Annotated in this window: 15 protein-coding genes; 6 read left to right on the top strand and 9 right to left on the bottom strand. The window is 45.4% G+C overall.

The window, feature by feature from the left end; translation table 11 throughout:
• Window positions 1–87: 87 nt before the first annotated feature.
• Entirely contained in the window at window positions 88–426 is a 339-nt protein-coding gene (locus R7E47_RS00615) for a hypothetical protein (RefSeq protein WP_025500824.1), read from the bottom strand.
• A gap of 231 nt (window positions 427–657) precedes the next feature.
• Here R7E47_RS00615 and R7E47_RS00610 point away from each other — a divergent pair, with 231 nt between their 5' ends.
• Window positions 658–1,242 carry a flavodoxin family protein gene (locus R7E47_RS00610; protein ID WP_115386877.1) on the top strand — a complete coding sequence of 195 codons (585 nt, stop codon included), beginning with the start codon at window positions 658–660 and terminating at the stop codon, window positions 1,240–1,242.
• 63 nt (window positions 1,243–1,305) lie between these two features.
• Here the strand turns inward: R7E47_RS00610 and R7E47_RS00605 are convergent, their stop codons facing one another.
• Complete coding sequence (locus R7E47_RS00605; protein WP_318083532.1) at window positions 1,306–2,931, bottom strand: ABC transporter substrate-binding protein; 1,626 nt, start codon at window positions 2,929–2,931, stop codon at window positions 1,306–1,308.
• Window positions 2,932–3,072: 141 nt separating this feature from the next.
• Between R7E47_RS00605 and mpaA the strand changes: the two genes are divergently transcribed.
• Window positions 3,073–3,783, top strand: coding sequence for a murein tripeptide amidase MpaA (mpaA, locus tag R7E47_RS00600; protein WP_318083531.1), 711 nt, complete (start codon window positions 3,073–3,075; stop codon window positions 3,781–3,783).
• 19 nt (window positions 3,784–3,802) lie between these two features.
• On the opposite strand, the gene R7E47_RS00595 is transcribed toward mpaA, so the two are convergent.
• Window positions 3,803–4,654, bottom strand: coding sequence for an SIS domain-containing protein (locus tag R7E47_RS00595; protein ID WP_031778862.1), 852 nt, complete (start codon window positions 4,652–4,654; stop codon window positions 3,803–3,805).
• A gap of 242 nt (window positions 4,655–4,896) precedes the next feature.
• Here R7E47_RS00595 and murQ point away from each other — a divergent pair, with 242 nt between their 5' ends.
• From murQ to R7E47_RS00580, 3 genes are all read left to right on the top strand, one after another.
• Window positions 4,897–5,799, top strand: coding sequence for an N-acetylmuramic acid 6-phosphate etherase (murQ, locus tag R7E47_RS00590; protein WP_318083529.1), 903 nt, complete (start codon window positions 4,897–4,899; stop codon window positions 5,797–5,799).
• Window positions 5,800–5,827: 28 nt separating this feature from the next.
• On the top strand, window positions 5,828–7,282 hold the full coding sequence (murP, locus tag R7E47_RS00585) for a PTS N-acetylmuramic acid transporter subunit IIBC (RefSeq protein WP_025500819.1): 1,455 nt from the start codon (window positions 5,828–5,830) through the stop codon (window positions 7,280–7,282).
• A gap of 148 nt (window positions 7,283–7,430) precedes the next feature.
• Complete coding sequence (locus R7E47_RS00580) at window positions 7,431–8,486, top strand: porin (protein WP_006740897.1); 1,056 nt, start codon at window positions 7,431–7,433, stop codon at window positions 8,484–8,486.
• 90 nt (window positions 8,487–8,576) lie between these two features.
• On the opposite strand, the gene R7E47_RS00575 is transcribed toward R7E47_RS00580, so the two are convergent.
• A complete protein-coding gene (locus R7E47_RS00575; RefSeq protein WP_318083526.1) occupies window positions 8,577–9,242 on the bottom strand; it encodes a peptidase E in 666 nt (221 codons plus the stop codon).
• Between the two features lie 37 nt (window positions 9,243–9,279).
• Window positions 9,280–10,191 (bottom strand): LysR family transcriptional regulator, encoded by a 912-nt coding sequence (locus R7E47_RS00570; protein ID WP_318083525.1) that lies wholly within the window; start codon window positions 10,189–10,191, stop codon window positions 9,280–9,282.
• Between the two features lie 88 nt (window positions 10,192–10,279).
• Here R7E47_RS00570 and catC point away from each other — a divergent pair, with 88 nt between their 5' ends.
• Window positions 10,280–10,939 carry a type C chloramphenicol O-acetyltransferase gene (gene catC, locus R7E47_RS00565; RefSeq protein ID WP_042522290.1) on the top strand — a complete coding sequence of 220 codons (660 nt, stop codon included), beginning with the start codon at window positions 10,280–10,282 and terminating at the stop codon, window positions 10,937–10,939.
• A gap of 56 nt (window positions 10,940–10,995) precedes the next feature.
• Here the strand turns inward: catC and R7E47_RS00560 are convergent, their stop codons facing one another.
• From R7E47_RS00560 to R7E47_RS00545, 4 genes are all read right to left on the bottom strand, one after another.
• Entirely contained in the window at window positions 10,996–12,675 is a 1,680-nt protein-coding gene (locus tag R7E47_RS00560) for a FapA family protein (RefSeq protein WP_318083523.1), read from the bottom strand.
• A 251-nt stretch (window positions 12,676–12,926) separates the two neighbouring features.
• Window positions 12,927–14,954 (bottom strand): tRNA(Met) cytidine acetyltransferase TmcA, encoded by a 2,028-nt coding sequence (locus R7E47_RS00555; protein ID WP_318083521.1) that lies wholly within the window; start codon window positions 14,952–14,954, stop codon window positions 12,927–12,929.
• A 105-nt stretch (window positions 14,955–15,059) separates the two neighbouring features.
• A complete protein-coding gene (locus R7E47_RS00550) occupies window positions 15,060–16,034 on the bottom strand; it encodes a ParB/RepB/Spo0J family partition protein (protein WP_042522297.1) in 975 nt (324 codons plus the stop codon).
• Window positions 16,035–16,041: 7 nt separating this feature from the next.
• On the bottom strand, window positions 16,042–17,259 hold the full coding sequence (locus R7E47_RS00545; RefSeq protein ID WP_005374503.1) for an AAA family ATPase: 1,218 nt from the start codon (window positions 17,257–17,259) through the stop codon (window positions 16,042–16,044).
• Window positions 17,260–17,718 lie beyond the last annotated feature (459 nt).

Here is a 17,718-nt window from a genome sequence, read left to right as displayed (position 1 = left end):
TACAAAAAATAGAGATGGTGCAAGCAAAGAAAAAATCGTCACTAGTTCCATCTTCCTTAAAATACAAGGACATGGTTTTAGTTAAGCTTATATTTTTAGCTTCATTATGAGCCAACCACTAATATTTAGCGAGATAAGGGCATAAAAGAGGTAAAAAACAAGACTGACCGAAACAAAAAGTAGTGCATGCACTTTTTCTTCTAAGCTCTCTGGATGAACATTCATATCCACATCAAACACACCCGCTATAAAGTGTGCAAATACCGTGGAAGAGGCTGTAGAAAGGCCTCCTACCATAATGATAATAATCCCTCGCCTTAAGAAACGATGAAATGTACTTTTCCCGCCTTGGATCAGGTCTGAGTTTACATATTTTAATCTATTTTTCCGCCTATTACTCATCACTAGTATCGGTACCTTTATCATTGTTTCCAAGAGAGTTTTCTACATCTTTAAGATCTTCCTTTAACGCTTTTATACACGATATTCATCGTCGTTGCATTCACTGTAGTTATGCCGTCGACTTACCCTATAAGAAAGCTCTTTAGATACCAATTCGTACTTTATCTATCTCAAATCTCTTCTTGACCTCAACTTAGCTTGAGGTTTTAGCCTTAGTCGCACGATTAAAAATCAACAATGAAAAAAGGAACCATTGTGTCCAAAATTGCGATTATTTATTTCTCTAAAACCGACGTTACTGGTCAGCTTGCTCGCGCGATTGCCGCAGGCCTTGAACAACAAGGCATTAAGCAGCAAGATGAATGTGAAATCCTCTCTCACCGAATTGAAGGTAGTGAGATTATTGAGGGACGTTTTGTGAACCCTAAACTAATGGATGAACTTGCTGAGTGTGATGCGATTATCTTTGGCTCACCGACCTATATGGGCGGTGTAGCAGCGCAGTTTAAAGCATTTGCAGATGCAAGCAGTGAATCTTGGTATTACCAAAAATGGGCGAGCAAAATCGCGGCAGGCTTTACCAGTGGTGGGGCAATGAATGGCGACCAATCTTGCACATTACAATATCTACAAACGCTCGCTAACCAACACGGCATGATGTGGGTCGGGTTGGATAAGATCAGCAATTCTGGGGAGCAAAGCCTGAATCGTTATGGTGTACAAGGTGGTATTGTTGCACAAGGTGGTGAAGGTGGTCAGTTGCATGCTTCTGATGTTGCAACGGCGGAGTATCTTGGCAAACGAGTCGCTATGCTCGTGAATAAGCTCTCCACTCGCTAACAATAAAAAGAAGCCCCGTAAGATACATCTTCGGGGCTTCATATTTATCGCTTGTTTTGAGCGCTACTTCTTGATGTAGAGGTCTTTCGAGTAGATACGACCTTCTACGTTGTTCTTGGCAAAACCGCCAACCGTAGGACGAACCAAACGCGCTTGCATGTAGTAGTAAATCGGTGCGATTGGCATATCCGCCGCCAACAATTGCTCGGCTTGATCATAGAAACCTTGGCGTGCTTTCTCATTGGTTGCAGCCAATGCACTGTTCATCGCGTTGTCGTACGCTTCACTGCTGTAACGTGCAAAGTTACCCGAAGAACCTGAGCGAAGTAAGCTCAGGAAAGTAGACGCTTCATTGTAATCACCGCACCAGGAAGCACGCATCACATCGAAATTGCCTTGTTTACGCGCCACTAAGTACGACTTCCACTCTTGGTTTTCTAACTCCACGTTTGCACCGAGATTTTTTTGTAGCATCGACGCTATCGCAACCGCGATCGATTTGTTTGCCTCACTGGTGTTGTACAGCAATTTAAAATCGAGCGGCTTGTCTTTGCTGTAACCCGCTTCTTTTAACAACTGACGCGCTTTCTCGTCACGTTGTTGCTGACTCCACTTACTATACTCAGGGGGCGTCGCATCAAAACCGGCAGTGTACTGATGCGCAAAGGTATACGCAGGAAGGTTGCCCACTTGCGTGACACCATTCGTAATCACATCACGCATGATGGAGTACGACACCGCTTGACGCACTCGCGCATCATCAAATGGCGGACGAGTGGTATTGAACGCGTAGTAATACGTGCACAGTAATGGCACCACCGTGTAAGCCTGCTTGTAATCTTGTTTAAGCTTCTGCGCCATATGAGTCGGCACATCGGACGTGATATCCAACTCTCCTGCCGCATAACGATTGATCGACGCGTTTTGGTTTTCAAACGGAATGTAAGCCACTCTGTTTAGATGCGTATCTGCGCTGTCCCAGTAACTTGGACTCTTAACCAGTTCAATGCGCTCATTCACGACCCACTTATCCAATGTGAATGCACCGTTGCTAACAAATTGGTCTGGATCGCTCCACGGCTTGTCGCGGTTTTCCACTGTCGCTTGATGCACTGGCATCATGGACGTGTGCCCAGTCATAGCAACAAAGTACGGCACTTGACTGTCCAACTCAAAACGTAGGGTGTATTTATCCACTGCCTTGATGCCGAGATCGTCCAAAGGCTTTTTGCCCTCTGCTACATCGGTGATGTTTTTGATCTTGGTGAGTTTGAGATACCAAACATTTGGAGAAGCGGTTTTCGGATCTACCGCTCGGCGCAGTGAATAGACAAAATCATCCGCTGTCACAGGCTCGCCATTCGACCATTTCGCGTCTTTGCGCAAGTGAAAAGTAAAGGTTTGGTTGTCGTTGGTTTCCCATGATTCTGCCACACCGGGAATAATGTTTCCGTCACGATCTTGAATCACAAGCCCTTCAAATAAGTCACGAATCACATGCATTTCTGGCAGACCTTCGGCTTTCGCTGGATCAAGCGTCGCCGCCTCTGCGTCATTCGCACGTACTAAATGCTGTTCTGCGGCGAGTTGAACGCCGTTAGGTAAGGTATCCGCAACGACAGATGCAGAAAGAAAAGGGGTGAATAAAGAGGAAATCAGCAACGCCGTTGAATGTTTTTTAAAATCCATATCGTTTTTCGTTCTCCTAACGCGTCTTGTGAAGCAAGCGCCACAATTAACATTTCAACCGTTGACGAGTTTAAACGGTTCGGTTTAGCTAGGTTTAATTAGCTTAGATATTGATATTACTTCATCAATCAGGAGATTACGGTGAGTCTAATTCCAAGAACGGAAAGAGCGGCATTTTTAATTCGGCCAACAACATACGGTCATTCCGTGCTTGGTGCGCCATTACTGTATTTTCCGGCACAAGTCGAAAGTGCTTCGCGAGGTTTGATTTTGGCAGGCACTCACGGGGATGAGACAGCCTCGATTGCAGGTTTGTCCTGTGCGCTAAGAAGCTTGCCAGCTAAAAACTTACGACATGATGTGATTCTGTCAATGAATCCTGACGGCAACCAGCTAGGCACACGTGCAAATGCAAACCAAGTGGATCTCAATCGCGCGTTTCCAACCCCAAATTGGACTGAGCATGGCACCGTGTATCGATGGAGCTCTCACACACCCGTTCGAGACGTACAGGTGAAAACTGGCACTAAAAACCAACTAGAGCCTGAAGTTAGCGCATTAATTAACTTGATTGAACTGCGCAAGCCAAAGTTTGTGGTGTCGTTTCATGAACCGCTTGCTTTTGTGGATGATCCCAAACATTCCGACCTTGCCAAATGGCTCGGCGAGCAGTTCCAACTGCCAATCGTTGACGATGTCGACTACGAAACACCCGGCTCATTCGGCACTTGGTGTAGTGAACGTGATTTACCTTGCATCACGTTGGAATTACCCGCGATTTCTGCCGATCTCACCATTGAAAAACATCTCTCTGCTTTTATTGCTTTGCTGAGGCACGATCCGGATCTCTAGTCCGCTGTTGGTTAAGCGATCATGTGAGGATCTGTTTGATGTCGGTACTGATATCGCTGATCAACTGACGGGCACTGTCGTCTCTTTGTTGAACCAAGATGATAAACAGCAAATCGGTGATCACGTTTTGCGCGGTACGCGAAGCAATGGATGAGCTGCGATGTTCCGTTTCATTGGCAATCGTATCAAACGTAATATCGGCAATACCGCGCAAGCGACTTCTTCCAGGCGCAGATAACGCAATCACCTTCGCGCCCTGCTCTTTTGCCGCTTCTGCCGCGACGAGAATTTCTTTGCGCTCACCCGAAAACGAGATTGCGATCTGAACATCTTCTGGAGAGAGCGTGCGGGCAACAGCAATCTGCACGTGGCTGTCTTGTTCAGAAAGCGCCGTAATACCAAGTTTAAGCAGTTTAAAGCTTAAATCCTTCGCGGTCAGTGCAGAGCCCCCAATCCCGACCACTTGCACTCGACGCGCTTCACTCAACCATTTCACCGCTTGGTGACACGCTTCGTAAGACAGCGTATTGGTGGTTTGAAACATAGCGTCGGTTTTCGCTTTCACCAGTTTCTGTGAAATAACCGCAATGGGGTCGTCAGCCAAAATATCACTGTGCAACGGTGTCGACCCCATCGCATGCTTACGGCCAATCTCTTCATTCAGAGCTAACTTAAACTCGCTGTAACCTTTAAAGCCGATACGCTGAGTAAATTTCACAATGCTCGATTGACTCACTTTTACTTGCGCCGCAAGTTCTTGGCTGGTGAGCAGCGCCGCCTTTTCTGCGTTTTCAACAATCCAATCGCCAACCAAACGACCGCTTTGCGAAAGCTGAGTACGCCTCGCGACTATCCTATTGATAACTGACACAACAAAAACCTCAAAAATTTTAAATAAATTATTCCAAAACAGAAATAATAGGCGTTTGATTTAACCCCCTGATTATTCTAACCAAGACAGTTAATCCCGGATGTAATAGACGTATATTTTCTCTCATTATTCCAAATTTCTCCTGCATAAAGAATAACCTCAAGTGTGATTTTTATCACCAAACCTGAATATTTTATTCCATAAAATCGCCCTCAGATTGAACATTACGAAGAGTGCAAAACATGAAAATTGATTTAAGCAGATTGGTGACAGAAAGCCGTAACCCAGCCAGTGCCGAGATCGATACGCTTTCGACCATCGAGATGCTGCAAGTCATTAATGAAGAGGATCAAAAAGTCCCGCTCGCGGTAAAAGCGGTGCTACCACAAATTGCAGAGACAGTTGACGCAATTACCCAAGCTTTTGCAAATGGTGGCCGTTTAATTTACATGGGAGCTGGTACGTCAGGTCGCTTAGGCATTCTTGATGCAAGCGAGTGTCCTCCTACCTACGGCACGCATCCAGATATGGTGATTGGCTTAATTGCTGGTGGACATCAAGCGATTTTAAAAGCGGTAGAAAACGCAGAAGACAACGCGAAAATGGGTCAAGACGACTTAAAAGCACTTCACCTCACCAAGCATGACGTGGTTGTAGGCATTGCAGCGAGTGGCCGTACACCTTATGTAATAGGTGGTTTGGACTACGCTAAATCCATCGGAGCCACGACCGCATCTATCGCCTGTAATCCAGAATGTGCCATGGCAGAAGCGGCCGACATCGCGATTCTGCCGATAGTTGGCGCAGAGGTTGTCACTGGATCTTCTCGCATGAAAGCCGGCACCGCACAAAAACTGGTGCTAAACATGCTCACGACAGGCGCAATGATTCGTAGCGGTAAGGTATTTGGCAACTTAATGGTGGATGTAGAAGCCACTAACGCCAAGCTCATCCTACGCCAAACCAACATTGTTGTGGAAGCAACCGGCGCATCAAAAGAAGAAGCAGAGCGAGCATTAAATGCCTGCGGTCGCCACTGCAAAACCGCCATCTTAATGATTTTGGCCGATTTGGATGCCGAACAAGCCAAATCACGCCTCGCCGCGCACAACGGCTTTATTCGCGCAGCACTAAATAATAACTAAATAATCCGAGTTCTGAAGGATAGACCCTATGGCAAAAATAACTTCAAACACAGTATCGCAGTTGCTGTCCGCAGTGGGTGGCAGTAGCAACGTAAGCAAATGTGGTAACTGTATGACGCGTTTGCGTTTATCGCTCGCCAACAATGGCTTGGCTGATCAATCAGTTATCAAGCAAATTCCCGGCGTAATGGGTGTCGTGGAAAGCGATGAGCAGTTTCAGATCATTCTCGGTCCCGGAAAAGCTCAACAAGCGGCTGAGATGATGAATCAACTGATCGACAGCTTAACCTCTGGTGACAGTGAAGAAGCAGATATGCCGCAACAAGATCTTTCTGCCGTCGCGGCCGAGCAGAAAAAACAGATGAAGAGCAAACAAACCAGTGCGGTTCAGCGTTTTTTAAGCAAGTTTGCCACCATCTTTACGCCGTTGATCCCTGGTTTTATTGCCGCTGGTTTGTTGCTAGGTTTTGCGACGTTATTGGAACAAATGTTTGTTCTCGACCAGACACCAAGCCAGTTTATGTTGGATCTGATCGCCTACATGAAAGTCTTTGGTAAGGGTCTGTTTGCTTTCCTAAGTATTCTGATTGGTTACAACGCGCAGCAAGCGTTTGGCGGCTCTGGTGTTAATGGTGCCATTCTCGCCTCTTTGTTTGTGCTGGGTTACAACCCAGAGGCGACATCCGGGATTTACTCTGGCATGAACGAGTTTTTCGGCTTTGCGATTGATCCGCGCGGCAACATTATCGGCGTACTTTTGGCAGCGATCATCGGTGCACAAGTCGAGCGTAAGGTTCGTCAATACATGCCTGATGATCTGGACATGATCTTAACGTCCGTTATCACTCTATTGATCATGGGTGCGGTAACCTTCTTGATCATCATGCCGATCGGCGGCGAGTTATTTAAAGGGATGTCTTGGTTGTTCCTCAACTTAAACGATAACCCATTAGGCGCTGCAATCTTGGCAGGTTTGTTCTTAATTTCTGTGGTATTTGGCATCCACCAGGGTTTTGTTCCAGTGTACTTCGCATTGATGGAAGCACAGGGCTTTAACTCGCTATTCCCTATCCTGGCAATGGCTGGTGGCGGTCAGGTTGGCGCGTCAATGGCGCTGTATTTCAAAGCCAAAAAAGACGCTCTACTGCGCACTCAAGTTAAAGGCGCTATTATTCCGGGTCTTCTAGGCATTGGCGAACCATTGATTTACGGCGTGACATTACCACGCGTAAAACCATTCGTTACCGCTTGTATTGGTGGTGCTGCGGGCGGCTTCTTTATCGGTTTAGTTTCTTACCTTGGCTTACCAGTTGGTCTTAATACGGTGTTTGGCCCGTCCGGTATCGTGGCGATTCCTCTCATGACATCTGAAAATGGCATCTTCCCGGGCATGATGGTGTTTGTTGCCGGCCTGCTTATCTCTTACATCGTCGGCTTCCTCGCGACTTACTTCTTTGGCTGCAAAGACGTCGATTTAAGCTAAATCATTCTTCCCCTATAGGAATGGACTAGCTCGCGCCCTTGGCAAATAAGGGCGCACCCTCTCTCTACTTCACGACAATTTTTCTTATTCCGTTACTCGGAAGGGGCTTTGTCGTACCTAAAACAATAGAAATGAAAGGTCGTTAATCATGAAAAAGCACATTTTGACTCTACTTCTCCCAACATTGATGGCATCAAACGCAATGGCAGCGCAGCTGTATCAAGCGGAAGATGGGTCAGTTTTAAATATTTACTCTCGTCTTGGTTTCAATGTCACCAGTAAAAATGACGAGCACGGCGATGCAAATGGCGAGTTTGATGGCCGTATTGGTTTAAACGGTTCACAAACCATCAACGAGTACGCGTCGATCATCGGCCAAGCGCAATACCAAGTGGGTGCCGCTGAATACGCAAACCAAGTAAACGACAAACCGTCTCTGACCGCACGTTATGTATGGGCGGGTATTGATGCGAAAGATTATGGTCGCATTACTGGTGGTCGCGTGGCATCTGGATTGATTATGTTTACCGACATTGGTGATGTGTTCGCCTCTTCCGATGTTTCTATGGCGCGCCAAGCGAATAAAGTCGACAAAACCGCGACGCAAGTTTTCCGTCAAGATGGCACGCTGCAATACCAAAACAGCCTAGGTAATTTCGATTTTTCTGTCGCGTACATTTTAGGAAATAACACTTCTGAGCTCGACTACGGTTACAACGCTGCACTGCGTTATACGCTAGACATGGGGAATTTGGGTACCTTGGCACCAGTGGTAGCGATGCAGAAAAATAAAGGTGATGCACGTGAAAGCAACGACACCGATTACACATTCTGGGGCGCAGGTACGCGTTATTACTTAGGTGATTTGATGTTGGGTGCGTTGTACTCGGAAGATGAACTAGAGGGCTATTACTCACAAACTAGTACCGACAAAGTGATGGAACTGACGGCGGTTTACAGTGTAAATGACAAATGGGCACTGCGTGCTGGTTATCGTTCTTTAGAAAACAGTGATGGTGACGAGCTAGAGCTGAAAGATACAACGCTAGAAGTGCAATACAAACTGACGCCTCGTTCTTCTATCTACACAAACTACGTTGATCGTAACGGCTCGCGTGGCTATAGCAATGGACAAGAAGTCTCGTTTGGCGGTGCGCACGCAGACGAAAGCTACTACCACTTAGGTCTGCGTTACGAGCTGTAAGCACGATACTTAATGTAAGTTAGCTGAATCCAATGAGCTTCTTCTGTGTCCGGTCAGTAGTTATTGCCTTTAATGCTGATTTGAAGAAGCTCACCCTCGTAATATGTTTTCTTCGTTACCTGTTTTGACCAACACGCCTGCATCAGGAAAGCTGGTGGCAGTAGCTAACAATTTTCCATCGACAAAGTGCAATGCCGCATAATCGTGAATACCATAACAAGTGATGCTCGGTAGAGAACGAGCAAAGGCTTGGAAAACCTCGAACTTCTCACCTACATGAGAAAAATGCGCCGCAGCCAAACCGTCAATAAATCCAAGACAACGCATAACTTGGTATGCTTCGGGATCACTGTCTGTCACCGCAAACTCAAACCAACAAATTGCACCAGCGCTCATGCCACAAATGATGATGCCTTGTTCATAACACTGCTTGAGTATTCTATCGATTCCCCATTCGCGCCAAATGGCCAACATCGAACGCGTATTACCGCCACCGACGTAAATGATGTCTTGTTCAAATAGCGTTTCTTTCCAACCAGCTTCAAACTTAAACAGCGGAAAATGGGTCACGTTTTCACTAAGCTTCGCATCGTAAAAACGTTCAATCACTTCATCGGCATCTCCCGTGGCTGTAGGTAGAAAACAAATGTTTGGATTCTCCTTACCAGACAAAGACAAAATGTATTGATCGAGCGGGCTCGGATTCTCTCCCATCATCCAGCCCCCACCGCCAATCGCAATACAGTGTTTTCGCATTCCTTTGCTTCCTCAATTGTTGCTAAGTTTGTTGTCGCTATTCGCCGACAGAATATATGTTCCTAAAGTGATCAATGAACGCTCGCGTTCTTCTTGGTAAGTGCTCACGTTTTGGGTAAAGCAGATAAAGCGGCAAAATCGCATCCGTTTGCCATTCTGGCAGCAAACTCACGAGTTGTTCTTTTTGTGCAGGGTCGAGTTTAGCCAGTGCAAATTCATCTAACATGGCTACACCACAGCCAGTCAAAGTAGCATCCAACATGGACTGGACAAGATTAAAATTCAGCGTACTTTCTAACTCAATGCTGCACTGCTGTTGAGTTTGCTTATGCGTAAACGTCCACTTGTCTAACACCAAGTCACGACTTTTATAAAGGATGTGCTCTAAGTCACCAAGCTCCTCTGGCGTACTTACATTTGGTTTATCAGCTAAATACGAGCGATGAGCGATCGGTTTACAGTGTAAAGTGCGTAGCTGATGGCCGACGTATCCCTCTGGGGGAGTATCGGTAAAGTAGAATGCGATATCAAACCCAGCCTCAATCAAGTCGAGAGGTGTCTCTGTGAAGATCACTTCAACACTCACTTGTGGATGTTGCAATCGAAACTCGATCAATGTTTGGCTGAGTAACGCAGCTCCGAAAGAAGCGGACGCCGCTATTCTCAATTTTCCCGATACGATCTCGTTTGCCATGACTTGCTCATTGATCTGCTCAGCGCCTTCGAGCAGTTGCTTTACCTGCTGATAAAACCGCAAACCATCGTAGGTCAAATTAAACTGGCGCGTAGTTCGCTGAATAAGCTGCACCGACAATATGTCTTCAAGCTGTTTAAGTTGCCGACTTACATGCGCATTCGAACAATTCAGTCGCTTTGCTGCACCAGCAATACTTCGTTCCTCACACAAAGCGACGTAAAGTGGTACGTAGCTGAGCCATTTTATTTCCATACAGTAATTCTGAATCTCTAAAATCAAACTACTGGAAATAATAGAAAGCCTCTAAACTCTGTACAACCTAAATTTGAAAGGATGAGTTATGAGTGTTTTCGACACGTGGTTAAAAGGTCAAGTCATTAAAGATCACATCACTAATCCCAATATCATCGTTGGCGATTACAGCTATTACTCGGGCTTCTATCATCAAAAAAGCTTCGAAGAGCAAGCGGTACGCTACTTGTTGGGTGACCCCGTCACACTTCAAGAATGGCAAAGTAGAGAACCCGATAGCATCGACAAATTAATCATTGGCAAGTTTTGTTCCATCGCTTCTGGAGCCACCTTCATGATGGCAGGAAACCAAGGTCATCGCATTGACTGGATTTCGACCTTCCCCTTCTCTCCTGAAGACTTTGGAGAAGGCGTACAAGACGGTTTCGAGCGTGCCGGAGATACAGTGGTGGGGAACGATGTTTGGATTGGCAGCGAGGCGATGATCATGCCCGGAGTAAACATCGGCGATGGAGCCGTCATCGGAGCACGCGCAGTAGTGACGAGAGACGTCCAACCTTATTCGGTGGTGGTTGGAAACAACCAAGTCGTACGTCAACGATTCAGCGATAAAGAGATTGAAACTCTACTCAATATCCAATGGTGGAACTGGCCAATAGAACACATTAAACAAGCAATGAAAGTAATGTGTAGCAGCCAAGTCGGTGCGCTTGCGGACTACTATCAAGAGCACATTGTCGATTTGTAGATAAACAAAAGCCCATACATCTTGTTGCGACGTGTGGGCTCAGTGAGTAAGAAAGCTTAAACCGCAGCGACGTCCTCTTCTTCCAAGTTCGCCGAGACTTTAATTTCGTATTGATTGAAACGGAACGAACAACCGCCATGAGTACGCTTTGTCGTTACTTGCTCGTCGCCAAACTGCACCGTCACGCGAGTGAAGACACGCTCTTTGGCTTCGACAATATTTTCTTCTAACGCGACTTCAAAGTCATGTTCCGTTTGTTCTAGCTTTTGCTTTATCGCTTCAAGCTGCTCGTTGTTTTGTGTTTTCATCACATCAATCTGAGCTTGTTCTTCGTCGGTACGTTCGGCTTTAGGACGTTTCTTAAATTCGAGCTCTTTACGAATCACATCCATCGTGCCTTCTTGAGCGCGTTTGTATTGATCTTTGAGCTCTGCTAATCGCTCCTTAAATGCAGAATAGCGCGCGAACGCTTCTACCTTAGTGGCGGTGTCGCCTTCTACGCCCAATTGTAAGCACACCACTTTGTCACCGACTTTTGCATCTCCGCCGCTGAGCGTACCGTTCCTACCGTTCGCATCCAGCACCGTCAGATTGCGCCCACAAACAATATCGTTATTCATGCTGTGCACCGCCAACTCAATATCTTCGCCGGCTTGCAAATCACAATATTGGGCGTAGCTGGCAAGAATCGAACCTTTGGCTTTGACGTGACAACTCTTTGGCTGGCCATCACTCACGGTGTGGCCAATGATCCCTTTACCAACTTGGATGTCGTCTTGCGCTTGTACGTCAGCCGATTCAATGAAGCCGCCTACAGTAATAGAACCCGTCGCTTTAACAATCATGCCAGATTCAATGTTGCCACCGATAATCACATTCCCTTTGAATTTCACGTGGCCTGTATTCACGCCAACGCTATTAAGGCAGAGTGCGTTATCAACTTCGATGGTTTTGTCTTTAATCAGAGGCGTACCGGATACCGATGCAATCAATAGGTTTGGGTCTTGCTTGCTTATCTCGGTGCCCTTGCCTGGCTTCATTGGGCTGTCTTTTCCGACTTGTGGAGGAATCACTCGCCCTTGAACAGTAAAACCAGGCGTACCTTTGGTCGCAGGCGTGCGGCGCATCACCTCATCGCCTACGTCAACCGCGATAGTTTCACCGAGGTTACGTAAATCAATTTTGTCGCTAGCAGATTGGCCGTCTTTGGGTTTGAGGATGCGTTTGGTGATGTCTTTAACAAGAGGAGTAAAAAGAGCGTCTTTGCCTTTGATAGGTTGCTTACCAACCGCTACAGGTTGAGAAAAAGTTTCGCCGGGTTTGAGCTGAGTGCTGACAACCAACACTTTCTTCAAAGCCAGTTTGTTGATGCCTTTCGAAACTCGCGCTTGAGCAAGGGCTTGAACAATCTCGGGGCCACGTAAACCTCGGCCTCCGTACGCGCCGACAACGTTCATACTGGCGAGCATGTCATTATTCGATAATTCAACCTCAACTTGCGCGTTGCGTTTTTCCGCAATGACGATGCCTTCGTAGGCCTCGGCTTTACGTTCTTTGGCGCAGTTAATGAATCTCACGACTTCCCCCTCAACAACAAACATCTTTTCAGCGTTCATTGCGACGAGCTGCTCGTTTAATTCATTTTGATTTAGCTCACCACCGAGGTCCACTTCTCCCGGAAGACGGGCTATCACCTTGGTCTTATCTTCAGATAACTCAAGACACAGCTTCCACATACCCTTACCACTTTGCTTCCCATCAACACTTTCAGTCTACCCAAATCCGTTTTCTGAACAAACCTCGCATTTCTTATTATAGGGCTCACGTCACTAAAGAAAGTAATCCATCAATAACGGTTAAACAGATATTAAGAGAGCATTTCGATTTAACCTAAAGCTCAATCAAAATACACGCCGAAATAAAAAGGAGCTGGATTTACAGTGTAAAATCAGCTCCTAATAATTTCATTTACAGTGTAAATTTCCCTTTAGTGTTTACAGTGTAAATCGTTCCAAATGTGTCTTACTTCGTCCCTTAACTGCTGCTCAACTTGCCTTCTTCCAGGTAAACCAAATTGCTGAGCACATTCAGTCCAACTACGGTTAAGAAAAAGCTTACTGATCATCAAGTCGGAAGCGGAGTTCAAACCTAAGTTAAGTAACCACTGCTGAAGCCAAGCAGACACGGACTCATAACTGTTACCACCATCAGCATAGCATTCAATTAGTAATAACTTAGCGGGATGAAGTGGACTCATTCCCAAAGGTTGCGGTAATAGAGCTCGAAAAATAGAGGCTTCTAATTTTGGATAGACGTCAGCCACATTGTTAGACAACATTTCTTCAAATAGCGCCTGAGATTCATCGACCCAAGCCGTCTGTTGGGAATCACAAGGTTTGACCATCAAGACTGAATAACAACCGCTAGCAGCATCGCGCATTGACCCTAAACGAATTGCACGGAAGTTCGATTGTCGCCAGAAATAGAGCAACTCTTCCGTCGCACCAAAACTCGTGGATAAGTAGGCAATGTGTTTAGCAGCCATTTGCTCAAGTTGCTGCAGAATTTTTTGACCAATGCCTTTGCCTTGCAATGCTGGATGAACCGCAATTCTCATGACTCGCAGCGTCGATAGATTCGCGACATTCGGGAATCCTAGGTGGTTTGCAATCGTAATTGGGGCTAAGTGTCCTTTAGGACGACGCTTACCAAGCTGGATTTCTTCAATCAATTCATCGTCAAGGCCCCCCTCTTCGACCGCTAATATCACCCCCACAACCGCATTATCTTGCTTAGCAAAATAGAGCTGACTGTTGTCGTCTTGCAAAAGGTGAATCAAATCATTCGGAGAGGTCTGATAATGAGCATTCACCAAAAGAGCGAAGCACTCACGCAGCAAACTAGGCTGCGATATCAAATTGTTCTTATCGGCTTTAGAAAGGGAAATTGAGTCGACCTGGTTAAGTTGATGGTGCGTTAACTCCGCATCCAACAAAAACGCGTCATAGAGCCATGATTCGAGCGCATCATTCATGCTCCAGCGGATGGGCTGTGTCATGTGCCATGTTTTCATTCCCGAACGCTGTTTCTGAAGCCAATCAACAAATTTAATCGTAAAGCCCCGACCACAACCTTCATAACCATGAACAGTCGTAGAAAAAACGAGTCGATGATAATGTTCGGTAATGCTTTTGAGCATAGGAACTGGAATTGCAGCCGCTTCATCGACAAGTAACAAATCACATTCAGGTCTGCTCGATAGAAGTTCGTCAGGAGCAATGAATTGAATGGCTCCCTGCCCTGATTCTAATCTGTCCTTCCTAATACGCTGCGCATTAGGAAGTAGCCGCAAAGCATGTTGGTAAACAGGCTCAACGGCTTTTATAGATGGTGCCGTAATTAAGATTCTAAGCGGCTTCTGCTTTAATAAGTTCGCACACGCAATGCCGAGGGCACTTGTTTTTCCACGTCCACGATCAGCGGTCAAAACTAACGGTCGCTTTCGATGTCCAGTTACCACCTTTTCAATTAGAGAAATGGCATGTTCTTGTTCCGTGTAGTGGCTTTCTTTTTCTGCTTGCTTGATGTCTGGAGCCGTTGGCAATGGTTTGTCTTGCTCAAGAACAACGAGCTTCTCCCATTGTTTGTGCATCCATTGCTGAGCAAAATTCGTTGGTTGTCGCGGCTCAGTAATGACAATAAGAAAACCGCCGCCAACCAATGAGCCAAGCGCGGCGGTAAAACTATTTGCGTCAAAGCCATTTCGAGCATCAAACAATAGAACGTCACACTCTCTGCCTAGCAACATGTGCCCTTGTTTAGACGAAACACTGGATACGTTTTTCAAACCAAAATCACCAACAGAAAACCAACGTTGATGGCGCTGCGTTTTATGGAACTCTGACATCAACGCATTTTGCCAAGAAGCCTCGCCTTGAATGACAACACCAATCCTTTGGAAAGATTGGTGAGCTTGTTGTTGAAGTGATGAAAGGAAATCAGATTGTGTCTGCATTTTGTCTATCCAACGTTGAACTGACGCAATGGTATCACATCTTTAATTTGACGCTTCTCAGATATAAAAAAACCGCCCGGAGGCGGTTGATTCAATCATCTTTTGTTATTGCAGCTTGTTTTGCACAAAGGCAAGAATCTCTTCCATCAAGCTGTCGTCAACTTTCTTCAAGTTCAACGCCAGACTGCTACCTTTTCGGCTGTAGCTTGCTCGACCTTTAACTAAGTCGACTTTTTCCGTCTTCTTACCAGGTTTTGCTGGTGCAAGTTCAGTAATCCAATTTTCGATGCTTTCCGTGACTTCTTTTGTCAGACGAGCAACGCCTTGAGCTGTGCTTCGCTGCCATAAGAATCCTTCGCTAGAGCGACATTTATCTAACAGCTCTTGCTGTTGCTCTGGCGTTAGCGTTGAAAACTGTTTGTGCAGTTTCACGATTGTTGGGCGACCGAGATCGCCAACATTCGGATACGCTTGAAGCAGTTCTAACGGTAATGCTGCGGCTTTTAAAGCGCCACTTACCAACGCTTCACTGCACTGGAACATTTTTGCCAATGCTTTCTGATCCTCAGCTTCACCACTATCAAGCTTAGCTTGCATCTCTTTACCTTTTTCGTATAAAGAGAGCGGCTTGTGAGCATTTGCCACATCAGACAAAAACTTAGCATGGTCAGTATTGATGTTGTCAGCAACATAAACCAAAAAATCTTGTTCAGCGAGGATACAAGACATGCGACGACGGCTACCATCTAAAACTTCAATCTTGCCATCTTCAGTTCTACGACCCACAGCTGGATATTGTTGGCCACGCTCTTTGAGTGTGACCAAAACATCAGATAAAGCATGTTCGTTTAAGAACGATTGCTCACGAGCGTTATCAACAAATACTGTTGTTTCTGTCGCAACTTTATTTGCGGGAATACGCACAAGTTCAAACTGAACAATATTTTCACCTGCAACTGCTAGTTCAATCGTTTGAGCTTTCTCTTTTGCCGCAGTTTGCGCCTCTTGCGGAGTCACAACACGACGCTTATTCGTTTTGCCAAATAATTTCGCGTTTAATTCAGACGTTTTCAAAGCCATTTACTTATTACCCCTGATTCAATGACGGCCAATTAGAGTGCAGCACACGCTCTAATTCCAGTGCGCTTTTATGAACAGCGTCTTGCGCGGTAGCTAGTGTCTTCTTACCGCCTTCAAAATCGCTTACTGTCAGATCAAATACTGTGCTGTAGGTATCGGCACAGGTTTCAAACGCACGGCTACGAGGAATAGTAGCCATCATAACTTGGTCACCTAGAAGATAGTTCATTTCAGTTAAAACAGAAACTTGCTTCTTATTGTCGTCCTCAAACATGGTTGGCATCAAGCGAACAAACTCAAGACCATTCCAGTCCTCCGGGAACATTTCATATACCGTAGGCAAATGCTGGAAGAAGTTTACTGTTGAAGCCCAGTCCAGACGCTTAGCCGCACAAGGAATTAGCAAGGCATTTGATGCATACATAGCATTCCATACTAATGGGTCAACGTGTGGACCGGTATCAATCATAATGATATCGAAGTCATCAGCAATTTTATCAATCAGTTGCTCTTTCAGCAGACGGACGATATCGAGTGATGGGTCTTCAGATAGCGTTTGCCATGCTTCCGCATTAAACATCGCGTCTTCTGGAAACGCTGAAATCGACTTTAAGTTCGGATATTGCGTTGGCAGCAATACGTTTTTACGTAAGAATTCACTGTCAATTTCCACACCATCTGGCACGTTACCCAACATAATGTCTACCGCAGAATAGATATTATCATGCTCTGCCATGCTGATTTGCGGGTTGAGGAATAAACGTAGCGAGCCTTGTGGGTCTAAGTCGATTAAACAAATACGGTATCGTTTATCCAAATTTAGCGCTAAACATGCCGCTAAATGAACCGCGGTCATTGATTTACCTGTACCGCCCTTTTGGTTCTGCACATTAATAATCCAAGGTTTGTTACCTGAATTCTTTTTACGCTCATGAAATTTAGGCACTTCAGCCGCATCCATGAGCATGTGTGCTTCTTCTAACGTAATTGAATAATGATTCGCGTTGTTTTTAGTAAATTGATGCCCAGCGGCTTCCATTTTACCAATCGCGTCGTCGAGCTTACGGCGAGTTAGACCAGAACGGGTTTCCATCATCGCTTTCGACATTGGTGGGAAGTAGTTATCGCTTCGCTCTTCTAAAACAATTTCAATACGGTCAGCTTGAACCTGCTGAGTCAGCTCCGCTAACTCAAGAAGGTTTTCAATCGTTTTTTCTCTTTTCATGCCAAATTCCGTTGGAAGGATTTATAATTGCAATTGTACAGCAGTAAAGACCAAAAACAACAAAAAGGTGCACGAACATTTTGAATTACCATCACATAAAAAAACACCCAAATCGACGCTTTTATGATTTATGGTCAAAAAGATAACTATTTTTAATCAAATAATCTTCTCATAAGTGGACACCTAAACTTAAAAATAAAAAGTGTTACAGCGTCACTCATTTACAATGTAAATCAATTTTCTACCGGAACGATTATAATCTTAAGCTAAATTACGGATTATGTTAGACCAACCTAATTTAAACGAAAAATAGTAAGTAATATCGAAACAATAAAGACCTGAACACCTTGATCATGTCTCCGAGCAAAATAGGGCAGTTCCAGCGAAACATCTATGGAAGTATGATCAAGGTATGCTTATGATCATGCTTCCGTGTTAATAAACAAATCCGAAAGCATG

The sequence above is a fragment of the Vibrio sp. Vb1026 genome (assembly GCF_033338745.1).
Lineage (GTDB): Bacteria > Pseudomonadota > Gammaproteobacteria > Enterobacterales > Vibrionaceae > Vibrio > Vibrio alginolyticus.
Note: the sequence above shows the minus strand (reverse complement) of the source record. Positions and strands in the feature narration are given on the sequence as shown.